Origin of the sequence: Paenibacillus sp. S-38 (assembly GCF_049942825.1) — a bacterium.
Taxonomy (GTDB): Bacteria; Bacillota; Bacilli; order Paenibacillales; family NBRC-103111; genus Paenibacillus_G.
On sequence record NZ_CP187970.1, the window covers coordinates 2,473,868 to 2,499,077 of the forward strand.

17 protein-coding genes are annotated in these 25,210 nt (G+C 59.2%); 13 read left to right on the top strand and 4 right to left on the bottom strand.

Going from position 1 to position 25,210, the window contains the following annotated elements; translation table 11 throughout:
- Positions 1–94: 94 nt before the first annotated feature.
- Complete coding sequence (locus ACP26L_RS11475) at positions 95–835, bottom strand: response regulator transcription factor (RefSeq protein ID WP_426452649.1); 741 nt, start codon at positions 833–835, stop codon at positions 95–97.
- A gap of 317 nt (positions 836–1,152) precedes the next feature.
- Between ACP26L_RS11475 and ACP26L_RS11480 the strand changes: the two genes are divergently transcribed.
- From ACP26L_RS11480 to ACP26L_RS11500, 5 genes are all read left to right on the top strand, one after another.
- Positions 1,153–4,404, top strand: coding sequence for a carbohydrate binding domain-containing protein (locus tag ACP26L_RS11480; protein WP_426452650.1), 3,252 nt, complete (start codon positions 1,153–1,155; stop codon positions 4,402–4,404).
- Between the two features lie 210 nt (positions 4,405–4,614).
- Positions 4,615–5,946, top strand: a complete 1,332-nt coding sequence (locus ACP26L_RS11485; RefSeq protein WP_426452651.1) for a diguanylate cyclase — start codon at positions 4,615–4,617, stop codon at positions 5,944–5,946.
- Positions 5,943–7,181 (top strand): extracellular solute-binding protein, encoded by a 1,239-nt coding sequence (locus ACP26L_RS11490; RefSeq protein ID WP_426452652.1) that lies wholly within the window; start codon positions 5,943–5,945, stop codon positions 7,179–7,181. The genes ACP26L_RS11485 and ACP26L_RS11490 overlap by 4 nt, the downstream gene beginning before the upstream one ends.
- Before the next feature lie 282 nt (positions 7,182–7,463).
- Entirely contained in the window at positions 7,464–8,516 is a 1,053-nt protein-coding gene (locus ACP26L_RS11495; protein WP_426452653.1) for a hypothetical protein, read from the top strand.
- A 276-nt stretch (positions 8,517–8,792) separates the two neighbouring features.
- Positions 8,793–11,330 carry a fibronectin type III domain-containing protein gene (locus tag ACP26L_RS11500; RefSeq protein ID WP_426452654.1) on the top strand — a complete coding sequence of 846 codons (2,538 nt, stop codon included), beginning with the start codon at positions 8,793–8,795 and terminating at the stop codon, positions 11,328–11,330.
- Between the two features lie 336 nt (positions 11,331–11,666).
- Here the strand turns inward: ACP26L_RS11500 and ACP26L_RS11505 are convergent, their stop codons facing one another.
- A complete protein-coding gene (locus tag ACP26L_RS11505; protein WP_426452655.1) occupies positions 11,667–12,098 on the bottom strand; it encodes a PH domain-containing protein in 432 nt (143 codons plus the stop codon).
- Positions 12,099–12,424: 326 nt separating this feature from the next.
- On the opposite strand from ACP26L_RS11505, the gene ACP26L_RS11510 reads away from it, so the two are divergent.
- The 8 genes from ACP26L_RS11510 to ACP26L_RS11545 all read left to right on the top strand — a co-directional run bounded on the left by ACP26L_RS11510 (position 12,425) and on the right by ACP26L_RS11545 (position 22,388).
- Entirely contained in the window at positions 12,425–14,233 is a 1,809-nt protein-coding gene (locus ACP26L_RS11510) for a cache domain-containing sensor histidine kinase (RefSeq protein ID WP_426452656.1), read from the top strand.
- Complete coding sequence (locus ACP26L_RS11515) at positions 14,223–15,815, top strand: response regulator transcription factor (RefSeq protein ID WP_426452657.1); 1,593 nt, start codon at positions 14,223–14,225, stop codon at positions 15,813–15,815. The genes ACP26L_RS11510 and ACP26L_RS11515 overlap by 11 nt, the downstream gene beginning before the upstream one ends.
- 216 nt (positions 15,816–16,031) lie before the next feature.
- A complete protein-coding gene (locus tag ACP26L_RS11520) occupies positions 16,032–16,949 on the top strand; it encodes a carbohydrate ABC transporter permease (protein WP_426452658.1) in 918 nt (305 codons plus the stop codon).
- Between the two features lie 4 nt (positions 16,950–16,953).
- The gene (locus ACP26L_RS11525; RefSeq protein WP_426452659.1) at positions 16,954–17,793 is read left to right on the top strand and encodes a carbohydrate ABC transporter permease; all 840 of its coding nucleotides are present in this window, start codon (positions 16,954–16,956) and stop codon (positions 17,791–17,793) included.
- A gap of 51 nt (positions 17,794–17,844) precedes the next feature.
- Entirely contained in the window at positions 17,845–19,170 is a 1,326-nt protein-coding gene (locus ACP26L_RS11530) for an ABC transporter substrate-binding protein (RefSeq protein ID WP_426452660.1), read from the top strand.
- 101 nt (positions 19,171–19,271) lie between these two features.
- Positions 19,272–20,927: an MGH1-like glycoside hydrolase domain-containing protein gene (locus ACP26L_RS11535; protein WP_426452661.1), complete on the top strand. Its 1,656-nt coding sequence runs from the start codon at positions 19,272–19,274 to the stop codon at positions 20,925–20,927.
- A gap of 68 nt (positions 20,928–20,995) precedes the next feature.
- Positions 20,996–21,892, top strand: a complete 897-nt coding sequence (locus ACP26L_RS11540) for a glycoside hydrolase family 43 protein (RefSeq protein WP_426452662.1) — start codon at positions 20,996–20,998, stop codon at positions 21,890–21,892.
- 232 nt (positions 21,893–22,124) lie between these two features.
- Positions 22,125–22,388, top strand: coding sequence for a hypothetical protein (locus ACP26L_RS11545; protein ID WP_426452663.1), 264 nt, complete (start codon positions 22,125–22,127; stop codon positions 22,386–22,388).
- Between the two features lie 4 nt (positions 22,389–22,392).
- On the opposite strand, the gene ACP26L_RS11550 is transcribed toward ACP26L_RS11545, so the two are convergent.
- Positions 22,393–23,601 carry a Ger(x)C family spore germination protein gene (locus ACP26L_RS11550; protein ID WP_426452664.1) on the bottom strand — a complete coding sequence of 403 codons (1,209 nt, stop codon included), beginning with the start codon at positions 23,599–23,601 and terminating at the stop codon, positions 22,393–22,395.
- On the bottom strand, positions 23,598–25,205 hold the full coding sequence (locus ACP26L_RS11555) for a spore germination protein (RefSeq protein ID WP_426452665.1): 1,608 nt from the start codon (positions 25,203–25,205) through the stop codon (positions 23,598–23,600). The genes ACP26L_RS11550 and ACP26L_RS11555 overlap by 4 nt, the downstream gene beginning before the upstream one ends.
- Positions 25,206–25,210 lie beyond the last annotated feature (5 nt).

A 25,210-nucleotide genomic window follows, 5' to 3' on the forward strand; every position in this document is an offset into this window, starting at 1 on the left:
GCTGCCTGCCGCGGGCACGGATGCGGGGGATCAGCACGCGGGTTGGGAGTATGCTGTTTCCTGCCGCACACTTATCAATCGATAATACGAGCGCTTACAAAGGAAGGGGAGATGACGCCGGGACACTCCCTTCCTGCCGGACTCCGGCCCATTCAAACTTGTAACCGGCCCCCCTTACCGTATGGATGTACTTTGGCTTCCGCGGGTCCTTCTCGATTTTCTGCCTCAGATTGTAGATATGGACCATGACCGTGCGCAGTTCGCTCATGCGGGTCTCTCCCCACAGCAGCTCATGCAGGGCTTCAATGCCGTAGACCTGATTCGGGTGCTTGGCCAGCAGGGCGAGAAGATTGAATTCCTTGGAGGAGAGCCGAACCTCGCTGCCGCCTGCCTTCACGCGGCGTTCCAGCAGATCGACCTCAAGATCGGGGTAGAGGAGGATGTGCTTCCGGTTCGCAGGGAAGGCGCACCGGTGTCTGCGGATATGCGCCTGGATGCGGGCGAGCAGAATCTCCAGCGAGAACGGTCTGGTCAGGTAGTCGTCTCCGCCGGTTCGGAGCGCTTCGATTTTGATGGCATCTTCGTTCAGAGAGCTAATGAAGAGCAGAGGCGTATCGAGCGACCTCCGGATCTCTGCGCACAGCTCCAGCCCCGCCAGCCGGGGCTTCGCCAGTTCGAGCAGGATCAGGACCGGTTGATACCGGCGGAGCAGATCCGGCAGAGCAGGGCTGTGGTAGACGTCACAGATCACTTCGAACCCATGGAGGGTCAAGTAGCGGGCAAGACGGCTGCCTTCTTCCAGGTGATCACCGATCAGAATGATGGTCTCCCGCACGGGGGCACCTCCTCATGCAAGCGTTTGCGAAAAGCGATAAAAACCGGTTTCTTTCTCTATAACCCATTATATGGGGCCTGTTAGAGGAGCGCACCCCCTCCGCTTGATCAGAGAGGTGGAAAATATTGACCTTTCTAGTGTGTTTTGGCCGGGCTTGAACGGGACTTGAACTGGAGCCGTTAAGATAATCAGTGTCGATGAAATGCGTTAGGCCCATGAACTCCAGAAAAAGAGGGGAGGCGAGTTCAACCCCGGAAAACCGCCAGCACGACGAAATGGATCATCCAAGCAAGGATCATGGAGGAGGCAAGTGTGGTATGACAAGAAGATGGGTATCGGCTTTGCTCAGCTTGACGGTATGCGGCTCGCTGCTGCCGGGGGTGTCTCTAGGCCCCGCGAAGGCGGAAGCGGCTGGGACGGCAACCGTGTATTATTACACGCCCTACAAAAATTGGAGCACGGTTAACATTCACCATAACGGGAGCGGCAGCTGGACGACCGTGCCGGGCACCCCGATGGAAGCAGCCTGCACGAATTGGACCAGCAAAACCGTCGACATCGCCGGCACCTCTTTCCAGGCCGTCTTCACGAACGGCTCGGGGGTATGGGATAACAACGGGGGCAGCAATTATACGATGGGCACAGGAGTCCATCAGGTGAAGGACGGCAAGCTGCTGGCCGGCGCCGGCAGTCCGTGCAGTACGGTGGGCGATACGACCCCGCCTAGTGTGCCGGCCGGTCTGACGAAGGGGACGGTGACGTCATCCTCGATCGCCTTCTCGTGGACCGCCTCCACCGATAATCCGGGCGGCAGCGGAGTCGCCGGTTACGATGTGTACCGCAACGGCACGCTGATCAAGGCGGGGGTGACCGCCGCTTCCTTCACGGATACGGGCCTCGCCGCTGCAACGACTTACACCTATACGGTAACGGCCAAGGATGCCCTCGGGAATGTGTCCGCTCCGTCGGCCGCTCTCCAGGCCGCAACATCCTCTGCGGGCGGAGGCAATCGGGCCGAGGTCTATTACTACACGAAGACGCGCGGCTGGACCAGCGTCAATCTTCATTATATGCCTGCCGGCGGCAGCTGGACGACCGCACCGGGCGTGCCGATGAACGAGACGGCCTGCGCCGATTGGACGAAGAAAACGGTGGAGCTGGGGACCGCGGCCAGCCTCAAAGCGGCGTTCAACAACGGCTCCGTATGGGATAACAACGGCGGAAGCGATTACAGCCTCGGAACGGGCCTGACCACGGTGAAGGACGGGACCGTTACCGCGAATGCGGCCAATCCCTGCGTGCAATCGCCACCGGATGTGACGGCACCGTCGGTTCCGCAGAATGTGAAGGCGTCGGCGGACGGCCTGCGGATCACCCTCACCTGGGACGCTTCGTCCGATAATGCGGGCGGCAGCGGCCTGGCCGGCTATGAGATCGCGAGAACGGGCGGCACGCAGGGCACCAAGGTGTTCACGGCGGCCGCGAATACTTACACCGACAGCGGGCTGGAAGCCAAAACTTCGTACACCTACACGGTGAAGGCGTTCGACAAGGCGAGTCCGGCGAACAAGTCGGCCGCGGGTACGGCGGTATCGGCGACGACAGGTGACGCGCCTCCGCCGGTGCCGGGCGGCACCCCGCTCGGTACGGACATGCGGGAGGACTCCATCTACTTCGTGATGACCGCCCGCTTCTATGACGGAGACGCCACCAACAACCGGGGAGGCTCCGCGCACTTCACAAGCGGCAACGCGGCGAACAACGACCCGATGTTCCGCGGCGACTTCAAGGGGCTGATCCAGAAGCTCGATTACATCAAGGCGCTCGGCTTCTCCGCGGTCTGGATTACGCCGGTGGTGCTGAACCGCTCGGATTATGACTACCACGGTTACCATGGTTGGGATTTTTACCGCGTCGATCCCCGTCTGGAGTCTGCAGGGGCCTCCTATCAGGATCTGATCAATGCCGCACACAACAAGGGCATCAAGATCATTCAGGATGTCGTGTACAACCACTCCAGCCGCTGGGGGGAGAAGAACCTGTTCGCACCGAAGGTGTACGGCATTCGTGACAGCCAGTGGAGCTGGTACTACGATGAGCCGCAGGCCGGCGCCGAGTATGACGGGCTGAATGTCAATGCCAGCGGCAAGCCGTATAACGGGGACCTGTGGTCCACCGCCGAGCCGGCAGGCAATACCTGCCGGAACTGGGGAGTGCCGACGGGGTCGACGAGCAAAGAGGGCTACAAACTGTACAACTGCCAGTGGCCGAATCCGACCTCCGGCATGTTCCCGGCGAACCTGTACCACCCGTGCTGGATCGGCAACTGGGAGGGCGAGGATGCCCGCAGCTGCTGGATCCATGAAGACCTGGCCGACTTCAATACCGAGTCGAAGCCCGTGCAGGACTTCCTGAAGGATGTCTACCGCAGGTACATCGATATGGGCGTGGACGGCTTCCGGATCGATACGGCCGTGCATATTCCGCGGACCACATGGAACCGCCACTTCCTGCCGGACGCGCAGAACCATGCCGTCTCGAAGTTCGGCGAGAAGGGCAAGAACTTCTTCATGTTCGGAGAGGTGGGAGCCTTCGTCAACGACAAGTGGAACCGCGGCTCGGTCAACCATTCGGCCCAGTTCTTCACCTGGAAGGAGCGCAAGGAATACAGTGCGGACGACGCCGCGGCCGCTCTCGAGATGTACAATTATGAGAACAATCTCGGGACAGCGAACCAGCCGGTGTCGAACAATGCCTTCCTCCAAGGCAATACGTATCACACGCCGGACCACAGCAAGGCATCGGGCATGAATGTCATAGATATGCGGATGCACATGAATTTTGCCGACGCGGGCAATGCCTTCTGGAACGGCAAGGACTCCGACGACAGCTACAACGATGCGACGTACAACGTCGTCTATGTCGACAGCCACGACTATGGCCCCAACAAGTCCTCCACGCGCTACACGGGAGGCACGGCGGCATGGGCCGAGAACATGAGCCTGATGTGGACCTTCCGCGGCATTCCGACGCTCTATTACGGCTCGGAGATCGAATTCCAGGCCGGCAAGCCGATCGACTGCGGCCCGACCTGCCCGCTGGCGACGACCGGCCGCGCTTACTTCGGCGACAAGATCGAAGGCTCCGTCACAGCAGCCGACTTCGGCAAAGTTGCTTCGGCTTCGGGCACGGTAGCCGAGACGCTGAACTCGCCGCTCGTGAAACATCTGCAGCGGCTGGATCAGATCCGCCGCGCGATTCCTGCCCTGCAGAAGGGCCAGTACTCGACCGAAGGCGTCGAGGGGGATATCGCTTACAAGCGGCGCTTCACAGACACGGCCAAAGGCATCGACAGCTTCGCGCTGATTACGGTCACCGAGTCGGCCACCTTCAGCGGGATTCCGAACGGTACGTACAAGGATGCGGTTACCGGCGATGTCAAGACCGTGACCGACGGCAAGCTCTCCGCTTCCGTCTCGGGTAAGGGCAACCTGCGCGTGTACGTGCTTGATCTGCCGGGCAATCCGGCACCAGGCAAGATCGGTGAGGCCGGGCCTTACTTGAAGTAGGCGCGAGTCTGCCGATGAGCAGGACTCATGGATAAGAACGCCCTTAGTCCAACGCGAACCAACCGTCTCTCCCCAGCGACTTTCGGCCTGGCGGGGGGGCGGTTTATTTCTGTGGTGGCAGGTGTGCTTTTTGCTACAGACTAAAATGCAATTATGGGAAATAATAAAAGAAATTTCTGCTGGCGTTTCTAGAGTACGGGGGACTGCATCATGGTATTTACACTCCGCAAAAAATTGTATACCAGCTTTTTGGCTATCATCGTGCTGTTCGTTATCACGGTTATCCTTTCTACCGTCCTTACCCAGCGGATCGTCCATCTGACGAATGAAACGCTGGCGACGGAGAAGCGGCTGGAGGTTCTCCAGCGGCTGAATCTGTTCGCCAGAACAGCCAATGACAACGGGGCCCATTACCTTCTCGCCCCCCTGTATGTTGAAGAGGATTTCAAGTCCCAGTTCGATGCGAGCATCCAGTATGTCGAAGAAGAGATGAACCTGCTGGCCTCCATGACGGCTGACCCGGAAGGGAAGGCACAGATTGCGCGCTTCAAAGAACGGTGGACCGCCTTCGCCCGTAACAAACAAAGAATTATGGAGCTCAAAAAGCAGGGGGAAGTCCGCGGAGCGCAGGAAAGCTATACGAAAGACAGCTTCGATCCGGTTGCGTTCTCCCTGCACTCGTTTTTCAAGGCGGAGCAGTCCCGGATCGAGCAGTACAGCAGCGAGATTGAGCACAGCGGGCGGACCATCCAATGGGTGGAGTATGCCATGGCCTCTTCAGCCATCGTCCTATCGATCCTCATTGCGTTCATCCTCTCCAACCACCTCATCCGCCGTATCCGTCTGCTGAAACGCTCCGCCCAAACCGTGGCCGAAGGCAACCTGCAGGTAGCGGATCTGCACTTCAAAGGCCGGGATGAACTGCAGGAGCTGGCCGAAGCCTTCAACAGGATGACGCACTCGCTCCGTACCGTGATTGACTCGAACCAGTTTCTCCAGCTGCTGTCCGCCCGGGACGGTCTGACGGGAATTGCCAACCGGAGATGCTATGACGAAGCTGTAGAGCGGGAATGGAAACAGCTGGCCGAGTCCTCGAGACCGATCTCGCTGATTCTGCTCGATATCGATTATTTCAAGCGGTATAACGACCGGTACGGTCATCAGGCGGGAGACGCGTGTCTGAGGGAGGTGGCCGAGATTCTTCAGCGCTCCGTCGGGCCTGGGGATCTGGCCGCACGCTACGGAGGGGAGGAGTTTGTGGTGCTGCTGCCGGATCAAGAGGAGGAGGAAGCGGTACGAACCGCCGAGCGGTTCCGGCTGGCCCTTGCCCAGCGCAGCATTGCGCATGAACTCTCGGAGATAAGCGGGATGGTCACGGTCAGCATCGGGATCGCGTCGGCTGTGGCTTCGGACGCGGGTAATCCAGGGGGGCTGCTCCAGGAAGCGGATCAGGCGCTGTACGAAGCCAAGCGCAGAGGGCGCAACGAGATCTGCAGCTATCGCGAGATACACGCCCGCAGTGAAGGGGAGGTTCCGTTATGACCCGAAAAGCAGCTTTGTCTGCGATACTGCCCATCCTGCTGCTCACATCCTCCTGTTCGGGTTCGGGTGAGAAGGCGGAGCGAGTATCGCTGACCTTCTGGACGACGACGTCCCCTGCGGAGACGGCGTTCTTCCAGAAACGGATCGATGCCTACGTCCGGGAGCACCCGCATGTTCAAGTTACGATGAAGCAGCGGGCTTTCCCGTTTGCCACCAACGAATTCAAAACGGCGGTACTGGGTGACCAGCCTGTAGACATCTTCCGTGCGGACCAGACCTGGATTCCGGAGTATGCCGAACTGGATATCGTCTATCCGCTGGACAACCTTGCTCCGGCATCGGCGTGGTCCGGCTACGTACCTTCCGCCCTGCAGTCTGCGAGGTATCAAGGCAAGCTCTATGGGCTTCCTTCCGTTACGGAAGTGCCTGCACTGCTGTATAATAAACGTCTTCTGGCCGAAGCAGGGTTCCCAAACCCGCCTGCGACGATGGAGGAGCTCCTGCTGATCGCCAAAGCGGTGACCGGCGGCGGACGATACGGGTTGTATGTCACGGAGGATTCTTACTTTGCTCTGTCCTATCTGTGGGCTTTCGGCGGCGACATGGTATCGGAGGACCGGCGTATCGAGATTGCCTCCGAGGATTCGCAGCGGGCGCTCGAATTCATGGTGAGGCTCCGGCGCGAGGGGGTGACCCAGCCTTATCCGGACTTCGCGGACTGGTACGGCCGGATGATGAAGGACTTCACGGAGGGCAGGGCGGCGATGATCATCAACGGCCCTTGGGCGCTGGGGGAGATCCTGAAAGGCAGGGTGTTCCAGCGCGGAGACCCGCTGGGTATTGCTCCCGTGCCGAAGGGACCCAAGGGACAGGGTTCTCCGGTCGGGGGACATAGTCTGGTTATCAACAAATACACCAAGCATCCCCAAGAAAGCCTGGAGCTGATCGCCTACCTGACCGGAACGGAAACACAGGTGCTGCAGAGCATGGAGTTCAAGACCCTGCCTACGCAGTCCGCCGCTTACGAAGATGAACGGCTGGCTCAGGATCCGATGGTCCAGGGCTTCAAAGCACAGCTGGATACGGCCAAGTCCCGGCCGATGATTCCGGAAGGAGCGAGGCTGTTCATGGACTTCACCCCGAATCTGAATGCGATGCTTCTCGGGAAGCTGACGGTGCAGGAAGGCGTACGGAATATCGAGGCCTCGTGGAAGAATTTGCTGGGCAGCCGATAAGGAACGAGACAAAAGCCGAAGAGAGAACGGTTCTCTCGGCTTTTTGGTCATGCGGAATTTCTTTACATCCACAGCTGCGGGGAAGGGAAATGTCTATTTGTGTCGAATAATATAAATTTCATTGGTTTATTGCGAAAAGGTTTTAAATCTTAACCTAAAGGCGTTCTATGCCGATATGATGTAGTTGGTCTAATAGGGGATGTGAAGTGATATTCAGGAGGTTCAACAAGAATGTACAGCTTGGTCAAACGATGGCTTCCTTATGTTTTAATACCCGCACTTATGCTTCTTCCGTGGTTCTCCGGTTATAACCGGGTGTATGCCGCCTACGGCCATACGATCGCTTTGAATGGGGGGAACGACTTTTACGGCAGTGAGACGTTTTTTACCTCTACCCGTTCGCCCACTTATTATTTTTACATCACTTGGGATAGTACGAATCTGTATGTTGCGTATCGGGGGGATGAGATCAATAAAGACGATGCCCGCTTCACGAACCAGAGCCAGAAGTGGGTTCAAATGTACATTGGCGGGGAGAATGGAACGACCAGCGGTTCTCCCTATCGAACACAGCAGCCGACACTTCCCTTCAGTGCCAAATACCACGTGCGCTGGAAAATAGATGAGACGTATTTTAATGTTCAGCAGTACAACGGTTCATCATGGGTAGATACGGCCGGAAGCTTTGGATATTACCGGGATGCGAACTCGCCGTTCGTCAAATTTAAAATCCCGCTGAGCGCGATCGGCAATCCGACTACTCTGAAGTTTGCTTCCTTCCTGCTCGAGGAGACGGCCGGAAACGAACGGATGTGGGCCGCTTTTCCGGAAGATGCGTTCAGTGACGGCTATGACCGGAATGTGAATACGTATTATCAGTTTGACCTGCAGTCCGATTCGGTATCCACACGGCAGGTAAACTATAACTTCAACAGCACGTCTGTGACCTCGAACACGGCTGATTTCTCGTTTAACGCTTCATCCGGAGCCAGTTCGGTAAAAATTCAGCAGTCTACGGATGGGGCAGTCTGGACGGATGCCGAAATGAAACAGCCGCTGTCGGCCTCCTCCACGACCGGACAAGTGACCGGCCTGACGCCCGGCACGGCCTATAAATTCCGGCTGGTTGTAACCGGCGGGACATCGCAGGGCTCCTCCGAAGTGGTGGATGTAACGACACCGGCCGGCACACCGGTCTCGGATCTGGCTAATGTATCCGTGACGAACACGACGGCTTCCTTCACTTGGACGCCTGCGGCCGGAGCCTCGAGTGTTATGATGCTGCAGTCGGCAGACAATGGGAGGACCTGGACTACGGCTGCCGCGGGAAGATAATGTATCGACAGGAGGATCGGATTTGCGTAGGAAGCCGGAGGAGAAAATGCTGGGAGAAGGATTGGAGGCATCTTCGAATATCTATTCTATAGGGAATAAGAAACTGGTTTCTATTTGTTCAATTCGAGATCGCGTCCGGACCCGTATATTCTAAATTATTCCTAAAGATGAAGGAGATTGAAGCCTTTAATCGAATGGTTTCAAGGATACGGATAGACCACTCAAGCCCCTTATTGCACCCCGTATCAAAATATACGATGGGTGGTTGAGAAGGAAATGAAGGGTTGGACAAGGACGGTAAGCAAACGTAACACATGGCTGGCGGCCCTGCTGTTCGGGGTCCTGCTACTGCTCGTGCCCGGGTATTCTCATGCAGAGGAGAATATCCGTATTACCATCGAGAAGCCGCGGGTCAAAGCGAAGGCGGACACCAAACTGGCAATCGAAGCCCAGATTTCCTCCGTGTACCGGCTTCAGGAAGCCAAGGCATCGGCTGGTGGTTTGGAGGTCGCTCTCACCCAGTCCTGCCCGACCTGCGACTGGACCGGAGAGCTCGAGATCTCTTCGCTTCCGAAGGGATCTCTTACACTTACGGTTACTGCCGAAGATATTTATCACAATACGGGCTCCGCTTCCATTGAATTCAAGCATGACTCCCCTCCCGTCATCACGCGCCTTGAACCCTCGGATCATGCCGTCATCCGTGACAACAGTCTCCACGTAATAGCGGAAGTGCAGGACGACCTCACCGCCTTTCCGGAATACTTCGTAGGCATCAGCCGGTTAGGCGACAGGGAGCCCTTTATCTACGACAGTGCGCAGGGTGCGCCTCTACTGGACAAAACATACGACGTCTCCGCCAACAACGGCGAAGCCTTGAGGATCACTCATCGGATCAACGACGGGGCCGATCAATATGAGGATCCTAAAAACAGCCTTTTTATCAATCGAACCGTGCATATCGAGAACAGCCAGGCTATCACGGAAGCGGAACGCATTCCCGGTGTGGAGATCGTCGACGCAGATTCAGAACGGCTCCTCATCCATAAGGAGGGGAAGGTGTACATCAGGAATCGGGCCGACGGGACAGAGACCCTCATCTATCAATCGGATTACCCGAGCGGAATTCAGCTTACGCCGAGCGGCGCCGTGTTCATGACGCTCTATACCGACTACGGATACCGTCTGAACATCTGGAACGGTGAATCCAATCTACCCATTGATATCAGCTTGGATGAGCCCTATTCTTGGCAGGTCCGGGGCTCGTCCCTGCTCTTCGTGAACGGACCGAAAGTGCACTTGGTGAATACTGCAACGCTGGAATCACGCCAGCTACCGGTAATCAGCGGAGGCCACTATGAGCTCGAGTCTACCGGCGATGTACTTATCGATGGCGGTGAAGCCGGTGGAGCGATTCAGCGCTATCGTGCCGCGACCGGTCAGCTTGAAGCCTTCATCGAAGATCCCGATCAGCCGCGGGGCGCCGTTTCGGACGGAACCACCGTGCTTTACTCGACGTCGGACGGCGCTCTCCATAAATACGAAGGAGGGAGCGTAACGACCGAAGTCTACGGACTCAGCGGGGAGCAGCGTCTTCAGCCGCACAGCGGCTATGAGTACAATCAAGGATGGATCGCCTACAAAGGGGCGGAGGAGAACGGCGTCCGGCCGATCTTCCTGAAATCCCCCGAAGGAACCGTAACCCGTGCGACATATTTCAACGCGGATGCCGATATCCATTACCTTGGCGGGAACGGCACGCTGATTGTCAAATATCAGTCCAGCCTGTATCAATACCAGCCGGGTCAGAAGGAACTCATCATCATCGGCGGAGCGGTCGGCAGAACGAAGCTGCTGGATGGGGAGCTCCGCTACCTGCTGGGCGATACGATCTTCAACATCACCGCCGGGGCTCCTTCCGATACGTCGGCTCCCCAGTGGCCGGCAGGCGACGCGCTCAGCGTGACGGCCGTGACGTATAACAGCGCACAGCTCACTTGGCAGCCTGCCGCCGATGATACGGGAGTGGCCCAATACTGGGTGTATGTGAACGGCACACTGGCCAAGACCTTGGATGCTTCCGAGCAGACGTACACCGCGATCAATTTGTATCCGGAGTCGTTGAACTCGTTCTATGTGGTTGCCGTGGACGGGACCGGCAAGCGGAGTGAGAAGAGCAACATCGTGACGGTGACCACCCCGCCTTACACTCCTGAGCCGAGCACAGCGCTGCTGTCCCTGCAGGCCAAACCGGGGCCGCTGGCCGTAGGCTCCGTCCTGGAACTGCAGGTTCGTGCAGAGCAGGCGGCGGATCTCTACGCCTTCCTGGCAAAGCTCTCCTACGATCCGGCGAAGGTGAAGCTGCAGCAGGTCCTCCTCAGCCCGTCGTTCGGCCCCGAAGGCACGGCGGCCGTGCTTTCGAAGAACGTGAAGACACCCGGCGCCTTGACTGCTGCCGGCTCGCTGCTAGGAGAGCAGCCCGGCCGCACAGGAGAGGTGGGGCTGCTCACCTTGAAGTTCACCGTGCTGCAGAAAGGCAGCGTCGTATTCACCCTGGGTACCGAATCGTCCCAGGCTGACAGCGAGGGCCGGATCTCCAAGCTGCAGGCGCCGGTGAGCCTGACGGTCCGGATCGATGACACCGACTTCGATCAGGATGGGGTTACCGGGCTGAGCGACTTGGTGCTGATCTCGCGTCATAGCGGCTTCTCTGCAGGACAGACCGGTTATGACGCGAAGTATGACCTGAACAATGACGGCCGCATTGATGTGAAGGACGTCCAGGTCGTAGCGAATAAAGTAGTGTCCGCCTAAAATCAGTCAGGAGAAGATGGCTTTCCTTTTTTGGGTATTAATATCCCCTTACGGCAGACAGTAAAAAAAGAGTCCATGTTATCATGAACTCAACACTGTTGACCGGAGGGGATTTTTTATGGCCCCAAAAGGACAAACACTCAACCGTTACTATGACAAAGATACAAGGACAAAGGCGGTAAGACGAAACGATCTTAACCTCGTGTGGGAAACGGTAAAACAGGTGAATACGGGCGCTTTGCTATACTTAGACCAAGCGACTGCTCCACAGGTGAATACTGGGAAGCGATCGCCGCTTAAAAGCCTCTGTTTACTGTCTACTTAACGAGGATATGATCACTTCTTACGGCCTTTATTTTGTTTTCCTTCCACTTGAATACGCACGTTCATTGTTTTAAGTTTAGAGATAAATTCTTGTTCGTGCTCAGGTGAGATGAAGATGCTTCCATCTTCATGGATTATTTCCAGGCGGTTAAGGGATAGAGCGGGGCTGGATGTTCCGTTATTCGTTCGATTGACTTTCCGTATGGAAGATACGGGGATCTTCCAACAAAGCGGCCCTGAACGAATCAACAGCAGATCCTGCCGCAACTCATATTGGGTTTGGAACCATGTCCAAAGAAAAAAGGCGAAGGGAGCGAGGAGCAGCGGGATGGCGAACCAATACTTCAGGTAGATGCTTAGGGAAGACAAGAAGACTAAGGCGATGATGATACTCCAATGGATTGCAGCAAAAACGCGGTCCTTCTTACTAATAAATTTATCCATAATGCACCTCGAAAGGTTCCCTGGGATTTTTGCTGTAGAATCCCCAGCCCTGAGGAAGCCATTGGAGTGTGCGCAGCTCCTCTTTCAGTGGGAAACTCGTCTGTGCAAAGAGGCCCGGACGGCGGTACTTTGATCGGGGCCAGTCGCAGTTCAGTTTCAAGAAACTCACCTCACCCTTTATATACTAAATTATACTTTATTTTACATAAATCCATCAACAGTCTTAGATGATGATCGGAATCCCTGGCAATCATCCTTTTGTATGCTATCCTAAATGTGCTCTTCCTTACGAATCCTGTGCAAGAAAGAGGTGAACGTCCACGTCCATGTTCTATTCACTCAAAAACCGGCTGATCGCCTTCTTCGTCCTGCTGCTCGTGCTCTCGTTCGGGACGGTATCGTATCTCCTGTTCCATGAGTCCCGCTCGATCATCCGCTCCTACATCGAATCCTCGGCGCTCGAGAAGATGGACGAGTACGGCTCGTTCATCTCCATGGCTACCACGCAGATGTATGACCTGTCTTCGCTCGTGTTCAACAGCGACATTACCCGCAGCTGGGACAACGCCTTATCCGACCCGGCGCTGCCGCAGGGGGAGAAGATGCTGGCGAACATCGCGCTGAGCCAGTTCCTGACGCGGACGACGAACAGCTACTCCGGCATCTCGTCGGTGTCCGTATACCGCGGGGACGGCACGCGGATCGGCGCGGGCAACCAGGTGGCCTCCGACCTGTCGTTCCTGCAGGAGGCCTGGTACGACGACTTCGTCCGGCGGGGGAACCACTGGGTGCCGGCGCATACGGACCCTGTGGAGTCCGGCATGTCGAGGCCGTACTCTGTGGTGAGCCTTCTGCTTCCGATCGGCGCGTTCGAGCCAGCCGCTTCGAGGCCGCTCATGAAGATCAATGTAAGCGCTGACTTCCTGCTCGAGCCCTTGAACCGCATCCACCTGGGGGAGAGCGGCACGATCTTCCTGCTCGATCAGGAGGGCCGTCCGATGCTGCCCCAGCAGCAGGATGTCGATCTCTCCGAGGCAATGGCGAAGGCGGAGGAGATCCGCACGGGCGCCCAGCCGCAGGGCGTCGTCTATACGAAGAACGCGGAAGGGACCACGGACATTCTCGTCTACAAAAAGCTGAAGCCGAACAACTGGCTGCTCGTGGGCGTCGTGTCGGAAGGGGACTTATATGCGAAGCTGGTCAAGCTGCGCGACAGCATCCTGCTCATCACGTCGCTGCTGCTGCTCTGCGCAATCCTGGCGGCTTCGTGGCTGTCCTACGGCATCACGAAGCCCTTGTCCCGCCTCGCTTCGGCGATGCGCCTCGTCCAGAAGGGGGACTTCGAGCTGGCCGAGAACCGCATCCCGCCGGAGCGGTATGTCCGCAACGAGGTCGGGTATGTCACCTCCAGCTTCCGGGCGATGGTGACCCAGCTGCGGCAGCACATCCGGACGGAGTTCGAGCAGAAGCTGCTCCGGCAGCAGGCGGAATACAAGGCGCTGCTCCTGCAGATCAACCCGCACTTCCTGTTCAATACGCTGGAGCTGCTGAGCTCCCTGACGATGCAGGGCCGGCAGCGGGACGCCGTCCGGGTGATCGAATCCCTGGGCAAAATGCTGCGCTTCTCCCTCAAAATCATCGATGATGTGATCCCGCTCGAGGAGGAGCTCCGGGTGCTGCGGCACTACCTCTCGATTCTGCAGATCCGCTTCGGGGAGCGGCTGCAGCTGACGCTGGAGGAGGAGGGGGGGACGGCGGGCCGTATCCCCATCGTGAAATTCCTCCTGCAGCCGCTCGTGGAGAACGCGGTGGCTTACGCCTTCTCGGTACGGCCGGAGGCGAAGGTCGCGGTCCGCATCCGCTGTACTGACGGCCGCCTGCAGCTCACCGTGGCTGATAACGGCCCCGGCATGCCGCCGGAGCTGGTGCAGCGGCTCCAAGCGGAGACGGCCGCCGCCCAGCTCCAGACGATCCTGAGCTCCACCGGCCCCGGGCAGATCGGCCTGCGCAATGTCCTGTCCCGCTGCCGCCTTTACTACGGACCGCTCTTTACCTTCACCATTGACTCCCGGGAAGGAGAAGGCACGTCCATTGAACTGAATCTGCCTGCAGGAGGGAACCCCCATGACGTATAGAGTGATGATTGTCGATGACGAGCACGAGATCCGGCTGGGCCTGCGTCTTAAGGTAGAGTGGGACAACCCGGACCTGACAGTCGCCTGTGAAGCGGCCAACGGCATGGAAGCCCTGGGGAAGCTGGCCGGCGAGACTATTGACATCGTGATCACCGATATGAACATGCCGGTGATGAACGGCGTCTCGTTCCTGGAGTCGTGCCATGTGCTTTATCCCGGCCTGAAGCTCATCGTGATTACGGGCTATGAGGACTTTCATTATGCCCGGGCGGCGGTCCGCACCCAGGCGCGGGATTATCTGCTCAAGCCCGTGTCGCAGGACGAGCTGACAGCAGCACTCGCCAAGGTAATCCGGGAGCTCGACGAGGAGAAGAGCCGGCAGGTACAGCAGGAGAAGGTCCAGTGGCGGCTCTCGCAGGATTACAAGGAGATGAGGGAGTACTTTCTGACGGGGCTGGTCAAAGAAGAGGGCCTGGACGAGCGGGCGGTGACCGAGCGCTCGAAGTGGTTCGAGCTGGATGGCTGGGCCGGGCGGAAGGTACGGTTCGTCACCGCGGGACTCAGGGGGCGAAGCGAAGCCCGGCCGGGTGAAGAGCGCACGCCGGACAAGCTGCGGCCGCCCTTCGAGCTGATCTGCCGGGAGTATGCGCAGACGTACCCGGCGGAGCCGCTGCCCGTGTTCCGGGATGGAAGCTACCCGGGGCTCATGCATTTCATCGCGCCGGCCGAGCCCGGGGCGGCCGAAGCGTTCGCGGAAGGGCTGCGGCAGTGTGCGGCCGACCATCTGGCCTTCGAGCCGGCGGTCGGCATAGGCGGGGAGGCGGAAGGCTTCGGCGCCTGGAAGGAAGGGTACATGTCCTCCCTGGTCGCCTGGAATATGGCCGGAAGCGATGTCGATGCGGCGTCCAGGGAGCAGCCCGCGGCCAGAGCCGCCGAGGGGGCGGAGGACACCGCGAAGCTGATCCGGAGGTACCTGATCCGCGGCGAGCTGGACTCCTTCGCGGCGGCGGTGCGCCGGGAGCTGGAGGAGGCTCTCGGACACTCCCGCGGCCATCTCGTCAAGCGGATCTTCGGGCTGTATCTTCTGCTGGATGCGATCGGCAGCGCGGCCGGGGTCCAGCTCGGCAGCGCCGACCAGCTGTGGGTGCGTCCGGAGAAGGTGCTCGCCCTGGACACGGTGGAGAAGGCCGCCGCCTTCCTGCGTAGGATCGGCCGCCGCATCAATGAGGGGATGAGGGAGAAGCCGGAGGACGCGGAAGGCTCGGTCATCCGGGCCGCGAAGGCGTTCATCGAGGCGAACTACATGTACGACCTGCACCTGACGATGCTGGCGGATCGCTTCAATTACAACCCCTCGTATTTCTCCGAGCTGTTCAAGGCCAAGATGGGGAAGACCTTCATCCAATACGTGACCGAGGTGCGGATGGCCCATGCACTGAAGCTGCTGGAAGAAAGCGAGCTCAGTCTGTGGGATATCGCCGAGCTGACCGGCTTCTCCAATCCAAGTTATTTCAGCTCCAAGTTCAAGAAGATGCACGGGGTCACCCCGTCGGAGTACAGGCAGAAGCCTTCCGGCATATGAGGGTGATTCGGTCCCGTCTGACCATACGGCTCCGCCGGATTGCCGCCAATGTCCGGTCAATCCTACCCGAAAAAATTGATAGTGCACTGCCGAAGAAATCGCATTCATTCCAAGTGCCCTCATCCCTTATGATGATGTTGCGGCCCCGTTCGGGTAACGGGAGAGGCTCTCTCTGCAGGAGATAAATACGCATCACTTACGGATGGGAGGGTACACATGGCATCTGCACGCAGACCGGCTCTATGGCGGCAGGACCGCACGGCATATCTGTTCCTTCTGCCGTGGCTGCTCGGTTTCTTCTGCCTGACGCTCGGACCGATGGTCTATTCGTTTTACTTGTCGCTGACAAAATTCAATCTGCTCAATTCGCCCAAATGGCTGGGCCTGCAGAATTATGTACAGATTTTTACCGATGACGCTTCCTTCCTGCAGTCCTTGAAAATTACGTTCCAGTACGTGCTGCTGTCGGTTCCGCTCCGCCTCATCTTCGCCCTGCTCGTGGCCATGGCGCTGAACAAAGGCATCCGGGCCCTCGGCATCTACCGGACGGTCTACTATATCCCGTCGCTGCTCGGCGGCAGCGTGGCCATTGCGATCGTCTGGAAGAAGATCTTCGACGGCGACGGGCTCTTCAATCACTTCCTCGCCAACTTCGGCATCGAAGGACCGGCGTGGATTGCGAATCCGCTCTATGTGATCTACACGATCGTCACGCTCTCCGTCTGGCAGTTCGGCTCGGCCATGGTCATTTTCCTGGCGGGACTGAAGCAGATTCCGGCCGATCTGTACGAGGCTTCCGAAGTGGACGGGGCGGGCAAGGTGCGCCAGTTCTTCCGGATCACGCTGCCGCTGCTGTCTCCGGTGCTGTTTTTCAACCTGGTGATGAGCATTATCAACTCCTTCCAGGTGTTCACGCCCGGCTACGTGATCGGCGACGGCCGGGGCGGGCCGATCGACTCGACATTATTTTACACGCTGTACCTGTATTTGAAAGGGTTCTCATTCTTCGATATGGGCTATGCTTCGGCGTTGGCCTGGATCATGCTCGCCATTATCGGCGCCTTCACGGCCCTGGTGTTCGTGACCTCGAAGTACTGGGTCTTCTACGGGGACGGCAGGGAGGAAAGGGGATGAAACCATGAACCAGGCGGCATCCGTCCTCCGGATCGGCAGGCATGCGGTGATTATCGCCTTCGGCATCCTGATGCTCTATCCGGTGCTGTGGCTGCTGAGCAGCTCGTTCAAGCCGAATACATTGATCTTCACCGACACGAGCCTGTGGCCGAAGGAGGTCACTCTATCCAACTATATTGCGGGATGGCAGGGCCTGCAGGGCATCTCGTTCGCCCGTTTCTTCGCAAATTCGGCCCAGATCTCGATCCTCTCCGTGCTCGGTAACGTCATTACCTGCTCACTGGCGGCCTACGCCTTCGCCCGGCTGGAATTCCGCTTCAAGAAGGTGTGGTTCTCGCTGATGCTCGTCACGATCATGCTGCCATACCATGTTACCCTGGTACCGCAGTACATTCTCTATAACAAGTTCGAGTGGATCAACACGTACCTGCCGCTCATCGTTCCGAAGTGGCTCGCGCATGATTCCTTCTTTATCCTGCTCATGGTCCAGTTCATCCGCGGACTGCCCAAGGAGCTCGACGAGAGTGCGGTGATCGACGGCTGCTCGCAGGCCCAGATCTACTTCCGCATCATCGGGCCGCTGCTTGTGCCGGCGCTGATCACCACGGCGATCTTCACCTTCATCTGGTCGTGGGACGACTTCTTCAGCCAGATGATCTATCTCAACAAAGTGCAGCTGTTCACAGTGCAGCTCGGGATCCGGTCGCTGTTCGACCCGTCGGGGGAATCGAACTGGGGCGCCCTGCTCGCAATGTCGGTCCTGTCCCTGCTGCCGATCATGACGATTTTCCTGTCGTTCCAGAAGTACTTTCTCGACGGCATCGCGACAACGGGGCTCAAGTAAGCAGAGGGCCAGGACTTATCCATCCGAATATGAAAAAGGGGCGTAAACTCGATGAAAAAACGGTACGGATTGATAACGCTGGCCATGCTGGCCGGCACGCTGTCTGCCTGCGGCGGCAGTACGGCAGAGCAGGGGGCGGCTGCAGGAACAAGCGGCAGCGCGGAGCAGGGGAAGACGGAAGCGGTGGAGCTGCGCATCATGTGGTGGGGTGACCAGAAGCGGGCGGACCGTACGAACGAGGCGCTGCGCAAGTTCGAAGAGAAGCATCCGAACATCAAGGTGGTCGGGGAGTTCGCACCGAGCTCGGGTTACTTCGACAAGCTCAACACGCAGCTGGCTTCCGGCACGGCGCCGGACGTGTTCTTCCTCGGCGGCAACGTCGTCGATTACGCCAACAAAGGCGTGCTGCTTGAACTCGAGCCTTATGTCGGCAAGGAGCTCAATCTGAGCGATATGGATAAGGGCATGATCGACTACGGGACGATCAAGGGCAAGCTGCAGCACATCTCGGCCGGGGCCAACGCCCGGGGGATCGTCGTCAATACCGAGCTGTTCAAGAAGGCCGGTATCGAAGTCCCGAAGGACGGATGGACCTGGGACGATTATGCCCGGATCAGCAAGGAACTCGCGGAGAAGCTGGGCAAGGGCTACTACGGCACGTATAACTTCACGGTCGACGGCATGGATATTTTCCTGAAGCAGAGAGGCAAGCAGCTCTACGATATGGAGAACAACGCCCTGGGCTTCGAGGCTAGGGATATCGAGGAGTGGTTCCAGTACTGGGAGCGCATGCACAAGGAGGGCGGCGTGGTCACGCCGGAGCAGCAGGTCTCGAATCCGCCGGCCGATACAAGCAAATCCCTGATCGTCACGGGCAAAACGGCGATGGGGCTCATCTCCTCCAACCAGCTCGTCGCCCACCAGAACTTGACCAAGGATGCGCTGACCCTGGTGCAGCTGCCGAGAGGCCCGAAGGGCACTGCCGTCATCTTCGAATCGAGCCAGGGGCTCTCCGGCTACGCGAAGACGAAGCATCCGAAGGAAGTCGCTCAGCTCATGAACTTCTTCATCAACGACCCGGATGCGGCCAAAATCCTGGGCAACGACCGCGGGGTCCCGGTGACGGCGGCCATGCGCGATCTGCTCAAAAAGGAAGCGAATCCGGTGGAGCAGATCATCTACGACTACACGAGCCGGGTATCTGAAGCGGGCAAGAAGGAGCCGGTGAAGGTCAGCTACAACCTGCCGGGCTTCACGGAGTTCTCCAAGCTGGCCGAAACGACGGTGCAGGAGATCGGCTTCGGCAAGAAGGACGTCAAGAAGGGCGTCGAGGACTTCTATAACGGCACGGTCAAAATTTTCAACAACAACAAGTAGACCGCCGGGCCGGTGGAACAGGGGAGAGGCTGCCGCAGGGCAGCCTCTCCCCTGCGCCGGTACGGGGGAACTTCCACGAGAGGAAAGCGGGGAGTATTGGAATGAGCATAAGGGAAGGGCTGCTTGACCGGCTGAGGCAGACGGATACAGGGACGAGAGTCGGTGCTTTGAAAAAGGAATCGGATGCCGCGGTGCTCGGGGAGTGGAAGTGCTCGGGCGTCAAGTTCGCCGCTTCCTCGGAGGACTTCGAGGAGGTCTATTACACGGCGGTGCGCAAGCTGATGGACTGCATTGTGCCGGCCGGCGGGGAAGCGCCCATCCTGCATGAGGGCGGCGTCTACCTGGGCTGCTGGCTGGAGAGCACGGGGACGATCAACGCCGAGCTTCTCTCGCGGTTTATCCCGTCGGTGTCCGAGGCCTCCTTCAGGCTGTTCGCGGACTACCAGAGGGACGACGGGCTCATGCCCTACAAGATCACGGGCAGCGGCCCATCCTACAGGCAGATTCAGATGGTGACACCTCTGGCGAGGAGCGTATGGAACCATTATCTGCTGAACGGGCGGAACCGGGAGTTCTTAGCCAACATGTACGGGGCCATGCAGCGGTTCGACGGCTGGCTGGCCGCTTACCGCAATACCCGGGGGACCGGCGGGGTCGAAGCGTTCTGCACCTTCGATACGGGACACGATCTGTCGCCGCGCTTCTGGCATGTGCCAGACACGCCGCACGGGGGAGATCCGACGGAATGCTGGCCGGACTCCCCGATCCTTCCCTTTGTGGCGCCCGATCTGACGGCGAATGTGGCCTGCCAGCGGCACTATCTGGCGCGGATCGCCCAGGAGCTCGGAGATACGGCGCAGGCCTGGAAGGCCCGGGCGGAAGAGAGCGAACGCAGCCTGTTCCGTTACTGCTATCACGAAGAGGACGGATTCTTCTACGATCTGGACCGCAGCGGGCAGCACGTCCGGGTGCAGTCCGACGTCCTGCTGCGGGTGCTGGCGTGCGAGGTCGGGGACCGGGCTTTCTTCGACGGGGCGCTGCGCAGGTATCTGCTCAACACGCGCAAGTTTTTCGCAAAGTACCCGTTCACCTCGCTGGCGATGGACGATCCGCGCTTCGACCCTTTCTCAAGCTACAACACCTGGGCCGGCGCCGTGAACTTCCTGAGCCTGATCCGGGCGCCCCATGCGTTCGAGCATCACGGGCGGCATGTGGAGCTGACGTGGGTGCTCCAGCCGATCCTCTACGCGATGAGCCGGATGACCCGGTTCGGCCAGTGCCTGAGCCCCTGGACCGGGGAAGAGGGCTACACCGAATCGTACTCGCCGGCGATCCTGTGCCTGCTCGATTACGTAGAGCGGCTCTGCGGCATTCTGCCCACGCCGGGGGGAGAGCTGTGGTTCACCGGGCTCGTGCCTTACACGATGGGTCACGGCCGGGAAGTCGCGGAGGCGACCGCCTACAGCCGGGTCGTGGACGGCGTCACGTATGAGCTCGTGAATACGCGGGAGGAGGCTGTTCTCTACCGGGATGGGGAGGAGCATCTTCGATTCCCGGCGGGAACGCGGGCCGTGACCGACCGCAGCGGGAACCTGCTCTCCCTCGTCGGCATGAGTGTTCGGACCGTGGAGGGAAGTGTCATTTACAGGGGAAGCGAGATCGGAGTGACGGTCAAAGGGAACGAGCAGCTGCATCTGGACGGAGGGCGGCCCGTCAGCCTGCTCGACATCGGGGTCGTCGTTCCGGCCTATGCGTAAAGAAAGGGCAAGCCGCTGGAACGCGGGGGAAGCTCCAGCCGGCGGCTGCACCACAAGGAGGAAGCCGCATGCGCAGCAATCAGGAGATTCAAATCCGGGACCCCTTCATCGTTGCGATTCCGACGGAAGGCCGGTATTACATGTACGGCAGCACCGACCCGAACATCTGGGGCCGGGGGACGGGCTTCGACGTCTATTTTGGCACCGATCTGGCCCGGTGGGAGGGACCGTATCCCGTATTCCGGCCGGAGGCGGACTTCTACGCCGAGAACAACTTCTGGGCGCCTGAGGTCTACGCTTACCGGGACCGCTATTACATGTTCGCGACGTTCCGGCGCAGCGATAACGGGGTGCTCGGCACCGCAGTGCTCGTGTCGGAGGCGCTGACAGGCCCTTTCCGGCCGCATAGCAAGCGGCCGGTGACGCCCGAGGCGTGGAGCTCGCTCGACGGCACCTTGTTCATCGACTCGGACGGAGCGCCCTGGATGGTCTTCTGCCGGGAATGGCAGCAGGTCTCGGACGCGCAGGTGTGCGCGGTGAGATTGTCGCCGGATCTGAAGCAGGCGGAGGGCGAGCCCGTCGTGCTCTTCCGGGCCTCTGAAGCGCCTTGGCCCACTCCGTTCGTGCACGAAAGATTCAAGGACGCCGTCAATTACGTTACGGACGGGCCCTATCTGTGGAAGGCGGGGGGCGGGCAGCTGCTGATGCTCTGGGCCAGCTTTATCGAGGGGCGCTATGCCTTGGGCGCCGCCCGGTCCGACAGCGGCAGCGTGCTGGGGCCCTGGTTGCACGAGGCAGAGCCGCTGTACCGCAGTGACGGCGGCCACGGCATGATCTTCCGCAGCCTGGAGGGGGAGCTCGTGCTCACCGTGCACACGCCCAACCGGACGCCGGACGAGCGCCCGGTCTTCCTCCGCGTCGAGGAGAAGGCGGGCCGGCTGACCGTGCTTGGCGGGCGGAGCTGAAGGGAAATTGACCGTTCCGGGATCGCTGCCATTATCCTTATGCAATATAAGCCAATAAGAGAGCGTCTTGAAGTCCTGCAGGGCTGTTCCCTGCAGGGCTTTTCCGCTGTCTGCGGGATTTTCCGACCGACTCGAGCCTAGGTACCGGAGACCGACCGGACAACCTTTCTGTTTAGCGGACCGGTGTTTAGGAAATCCTAACCAGCATCACAAGAGGCAGGGAGTTGGCTGTATGGTAAAAGTGTTGTTCGTCTCCCTCTGCATATTCGGCGCCGGTCTGCTCTATCTGGTCATAATAGACATGGTGTCCGGCCGGACCTTGCCCAACGCTGTCATGCTCCTAAGGGAATCCTATTCCGTCCTTACGGTGACCGACTATGTGATCGTGATTCTCCTTTTGGCGCTTCCGGCGGTTCATGGGGGCTATACCATCTGGAAGGCCCGGTCGGCTGCCGGAAGCGGCAAATCCAAGCGGGGCTCCTCCAAGCCCTCTTAAGGAGCTATTTCGGGAGCAGGTACGGGGCAGCCCTCATGCCGGTTCTCCGGATGAAGGTTTCGACCGAGATCTCCACCTCTGCCTTTGTGAACAGGGAGGGCCAGTCCTCCTTCACTTGTTTCCAGGTCTTCATATCCGTGCTTTCCACAATCCGGTCAAAGCCCAAGTAATCGCTCCGCCGCTCTTGCGCCGCCTTCACCGCCTTCCCGATCTCCCGCTTCGCCCCGTCCTCCCATTCCTTCTGCAGCTTTACGATCTCGGATCTCTGGCTCGGATCCATCGGACAGCGGATTTCATTCAGGTTGCCTTCTTCCTTCACCCGGATCTGGAATGCCGGGACGCCGTTCTTCATTTTGTACGTCACCTTGGTTTTCGATTGGATGACTTCAACGGAGATGCCGTCCTCCTGCTTGCCGCAGGGGAGCGTTACAATGGTGCTCTTTACTTTGTCCAGCACCCGGACAAGCCCTCTGGCTTCGCCGCCGTCAGCCCAACCCGCCCATTTGCCGTCCCGAAACAGGGCCATTCCCCTGATCTCCGCATGGGCGGACAGCTCCACCTTCTGGAGATTCGCCTTGGAGGCCGCCTTGCTCCGGTCGCCCTCGAGCCCGATGCCGCTGATCAGCATGCTTCCGGAACGGTTTAAGCTTTTGATGATATCCGTTACCTCCATCTCGGCATTATGCGCCCATACCCTCGACGTATTGCGGATCCGTTTGGCATTGCCCAGAGCGGAGCTCGTCTCCAGGGGCATCAGAAGATTCAGAATGGCCTTGGCATCGACTCCACGGGATACGAGGACCGGCGTATTGAGACGGAGCTCGTGGCTCCGCTCGTAGAAGTCGAACAGCTCCCGCAGGCCTTCCTTGGCGAGCGACTCCCCGATGACGAGCAGCTGGATATGGGCGAAGAAAAGCTGCCTGGGCACTTTTTGGGACGCTTTGCGAAGGGCCCCGAACAGGCTTTTATCCTCGGCCCAGTAGACGGAGATCGTGTTGGCATCTCCGCCGCCCCCGCCTTTGGAGCCGAGAGAGGCGGAGCCCGGATTCATGATCTGAAACGAGAGGCGGTATCCTTCTCCCCCCGCGGCCTTGTCGATCCCCATGCCGACCACGATCGCGAGGTCCCTCAGCTCCCGGGAGTTCCAGCAGCCGGAGAGGCCCGGCAGGACAAGCAGCAGTGCCAGCAGGAAGGCGGTACGCTGCCGTCTCATGAGGAACGATCTCCATGATCCTGCGAGCTTCCTGCCGGCTGGGAAGGCTCCGTCCGGATGATATTGTTCTGGTTCACCAGCCGGGGGCGTGAGAAGAGCTGTCCGAGCGGTATCCGGAGAAGGGAATCCTTCTGGTCCTGCAGGATGAAGGGACCGTAAGGCGTCATATACGGGATGCCGAAGGAGCGCAGGGAACACATATGGGCCAGCAGCATGATGCTCAGGATCATAATGCCGTAGAACCCGAGCACTCCGGCGCAGGCCATCATGAGGAAGCGGATCAGCCGGATGGACAGCGAGAGATTGTACGCCGGCGTGGAGAAGCTCGAGATCCCCGTCAGGGCGACGACAATCACCATCGCAGACGAGATGATCCCCGCTTCCACGGCGGCCTGGCCGAGCACCAGCGCTCCGACGATCGATACGGCCTGGCCAATGGCCCGGGGCATCCGGATCCCGGCTTCGCGCAGAATTTCGAAGGTAACTTCCATGATCATGGCTTCTATGAAGGCCGGGAAAGGCACCCCCTCCCGCTGGGCCGCCAGGGAGATCAGCAGCCGGGTAGGCACCATCTCATGATGGAACGTAATGGCGGCAATATAGATGGAAGGCACGAACAGCGAGATCAGGAAGGCGGCATGTCTCAGCACACGGATCGCCGTGGCGACCTCGAACCGCTGGTAGTAATCCTCCGTCGACTGGAAGAACATGAAGAAGGTCGTAGGGGCGATGAGCACGAACGGCGTGCCGTCCACGAACACCGCGATTCGGCCTTCGAGCAGATTCCCGGCAATCGAATCCGGGCGCTCGGTGTTGTAGAGCGTAGGGAACAGGGTGGACGTATCGTCCTCGATGAACTGCTCGATATAGCCGGATTCCAGAATGGCGTCGGTCTCAATGGCATGAAGCCGCCGGCGGACTTCCTCCACAATCTTGTCGTTGGCCAGTCCCCGGATATACATAATAGCCACATCCGTCTGGGTGACGGCACCGAGCTTCATGTTCTCGAGAAACAGGTGGGGACTGCGGATGCGGCGGCGCACCAAGGCCACATTGGTCGCGATCGACTCCGTGAAGCCGTCCTTCGGCCCGCGGATGACGACCTGGGAGGAGGGCTCGGTCACGCTCCGCATCTCCCCGCCCCGCGTGCCGCAGACCATCGCTTCCGCCGATCCGTCGACAAGCAGCACGGTATCGCCGGAGAGGATGGCCAGGATCACCTCCTGCCAGTACCTTGCCGGACTGACTTCCCCGACCGCCAAGGCGCTGTCCCTGATATGCCGGAACAGGGAAGACGGCCCCGAGTTCGCGCTCTTTTCAAGGGAAGAGGACATGATGCTGTGGAGAATGAAGTTGCTCACCAAGGCCTTGTCGGTGATCCCGTCGGTATAAACAGCGGCGGCCTGCACGTCAAAGCCGTCCACCTTAAAGCCCCGTATGGTAATATCCGGGCTGTTCCCGAGCTCCTCCCGGATCCGGTCCAGGTTCTCCTCAAGCCGGAGGGACAGCGGCTGCTTCCCTGCCTTGGCGGATTCGGGGCTCGGCGGCTCTCCGCTGCTCCGCCGGGTGTTCCGGCTGCTGTTCTTGAAGTTCCAGGGAAACATGACTG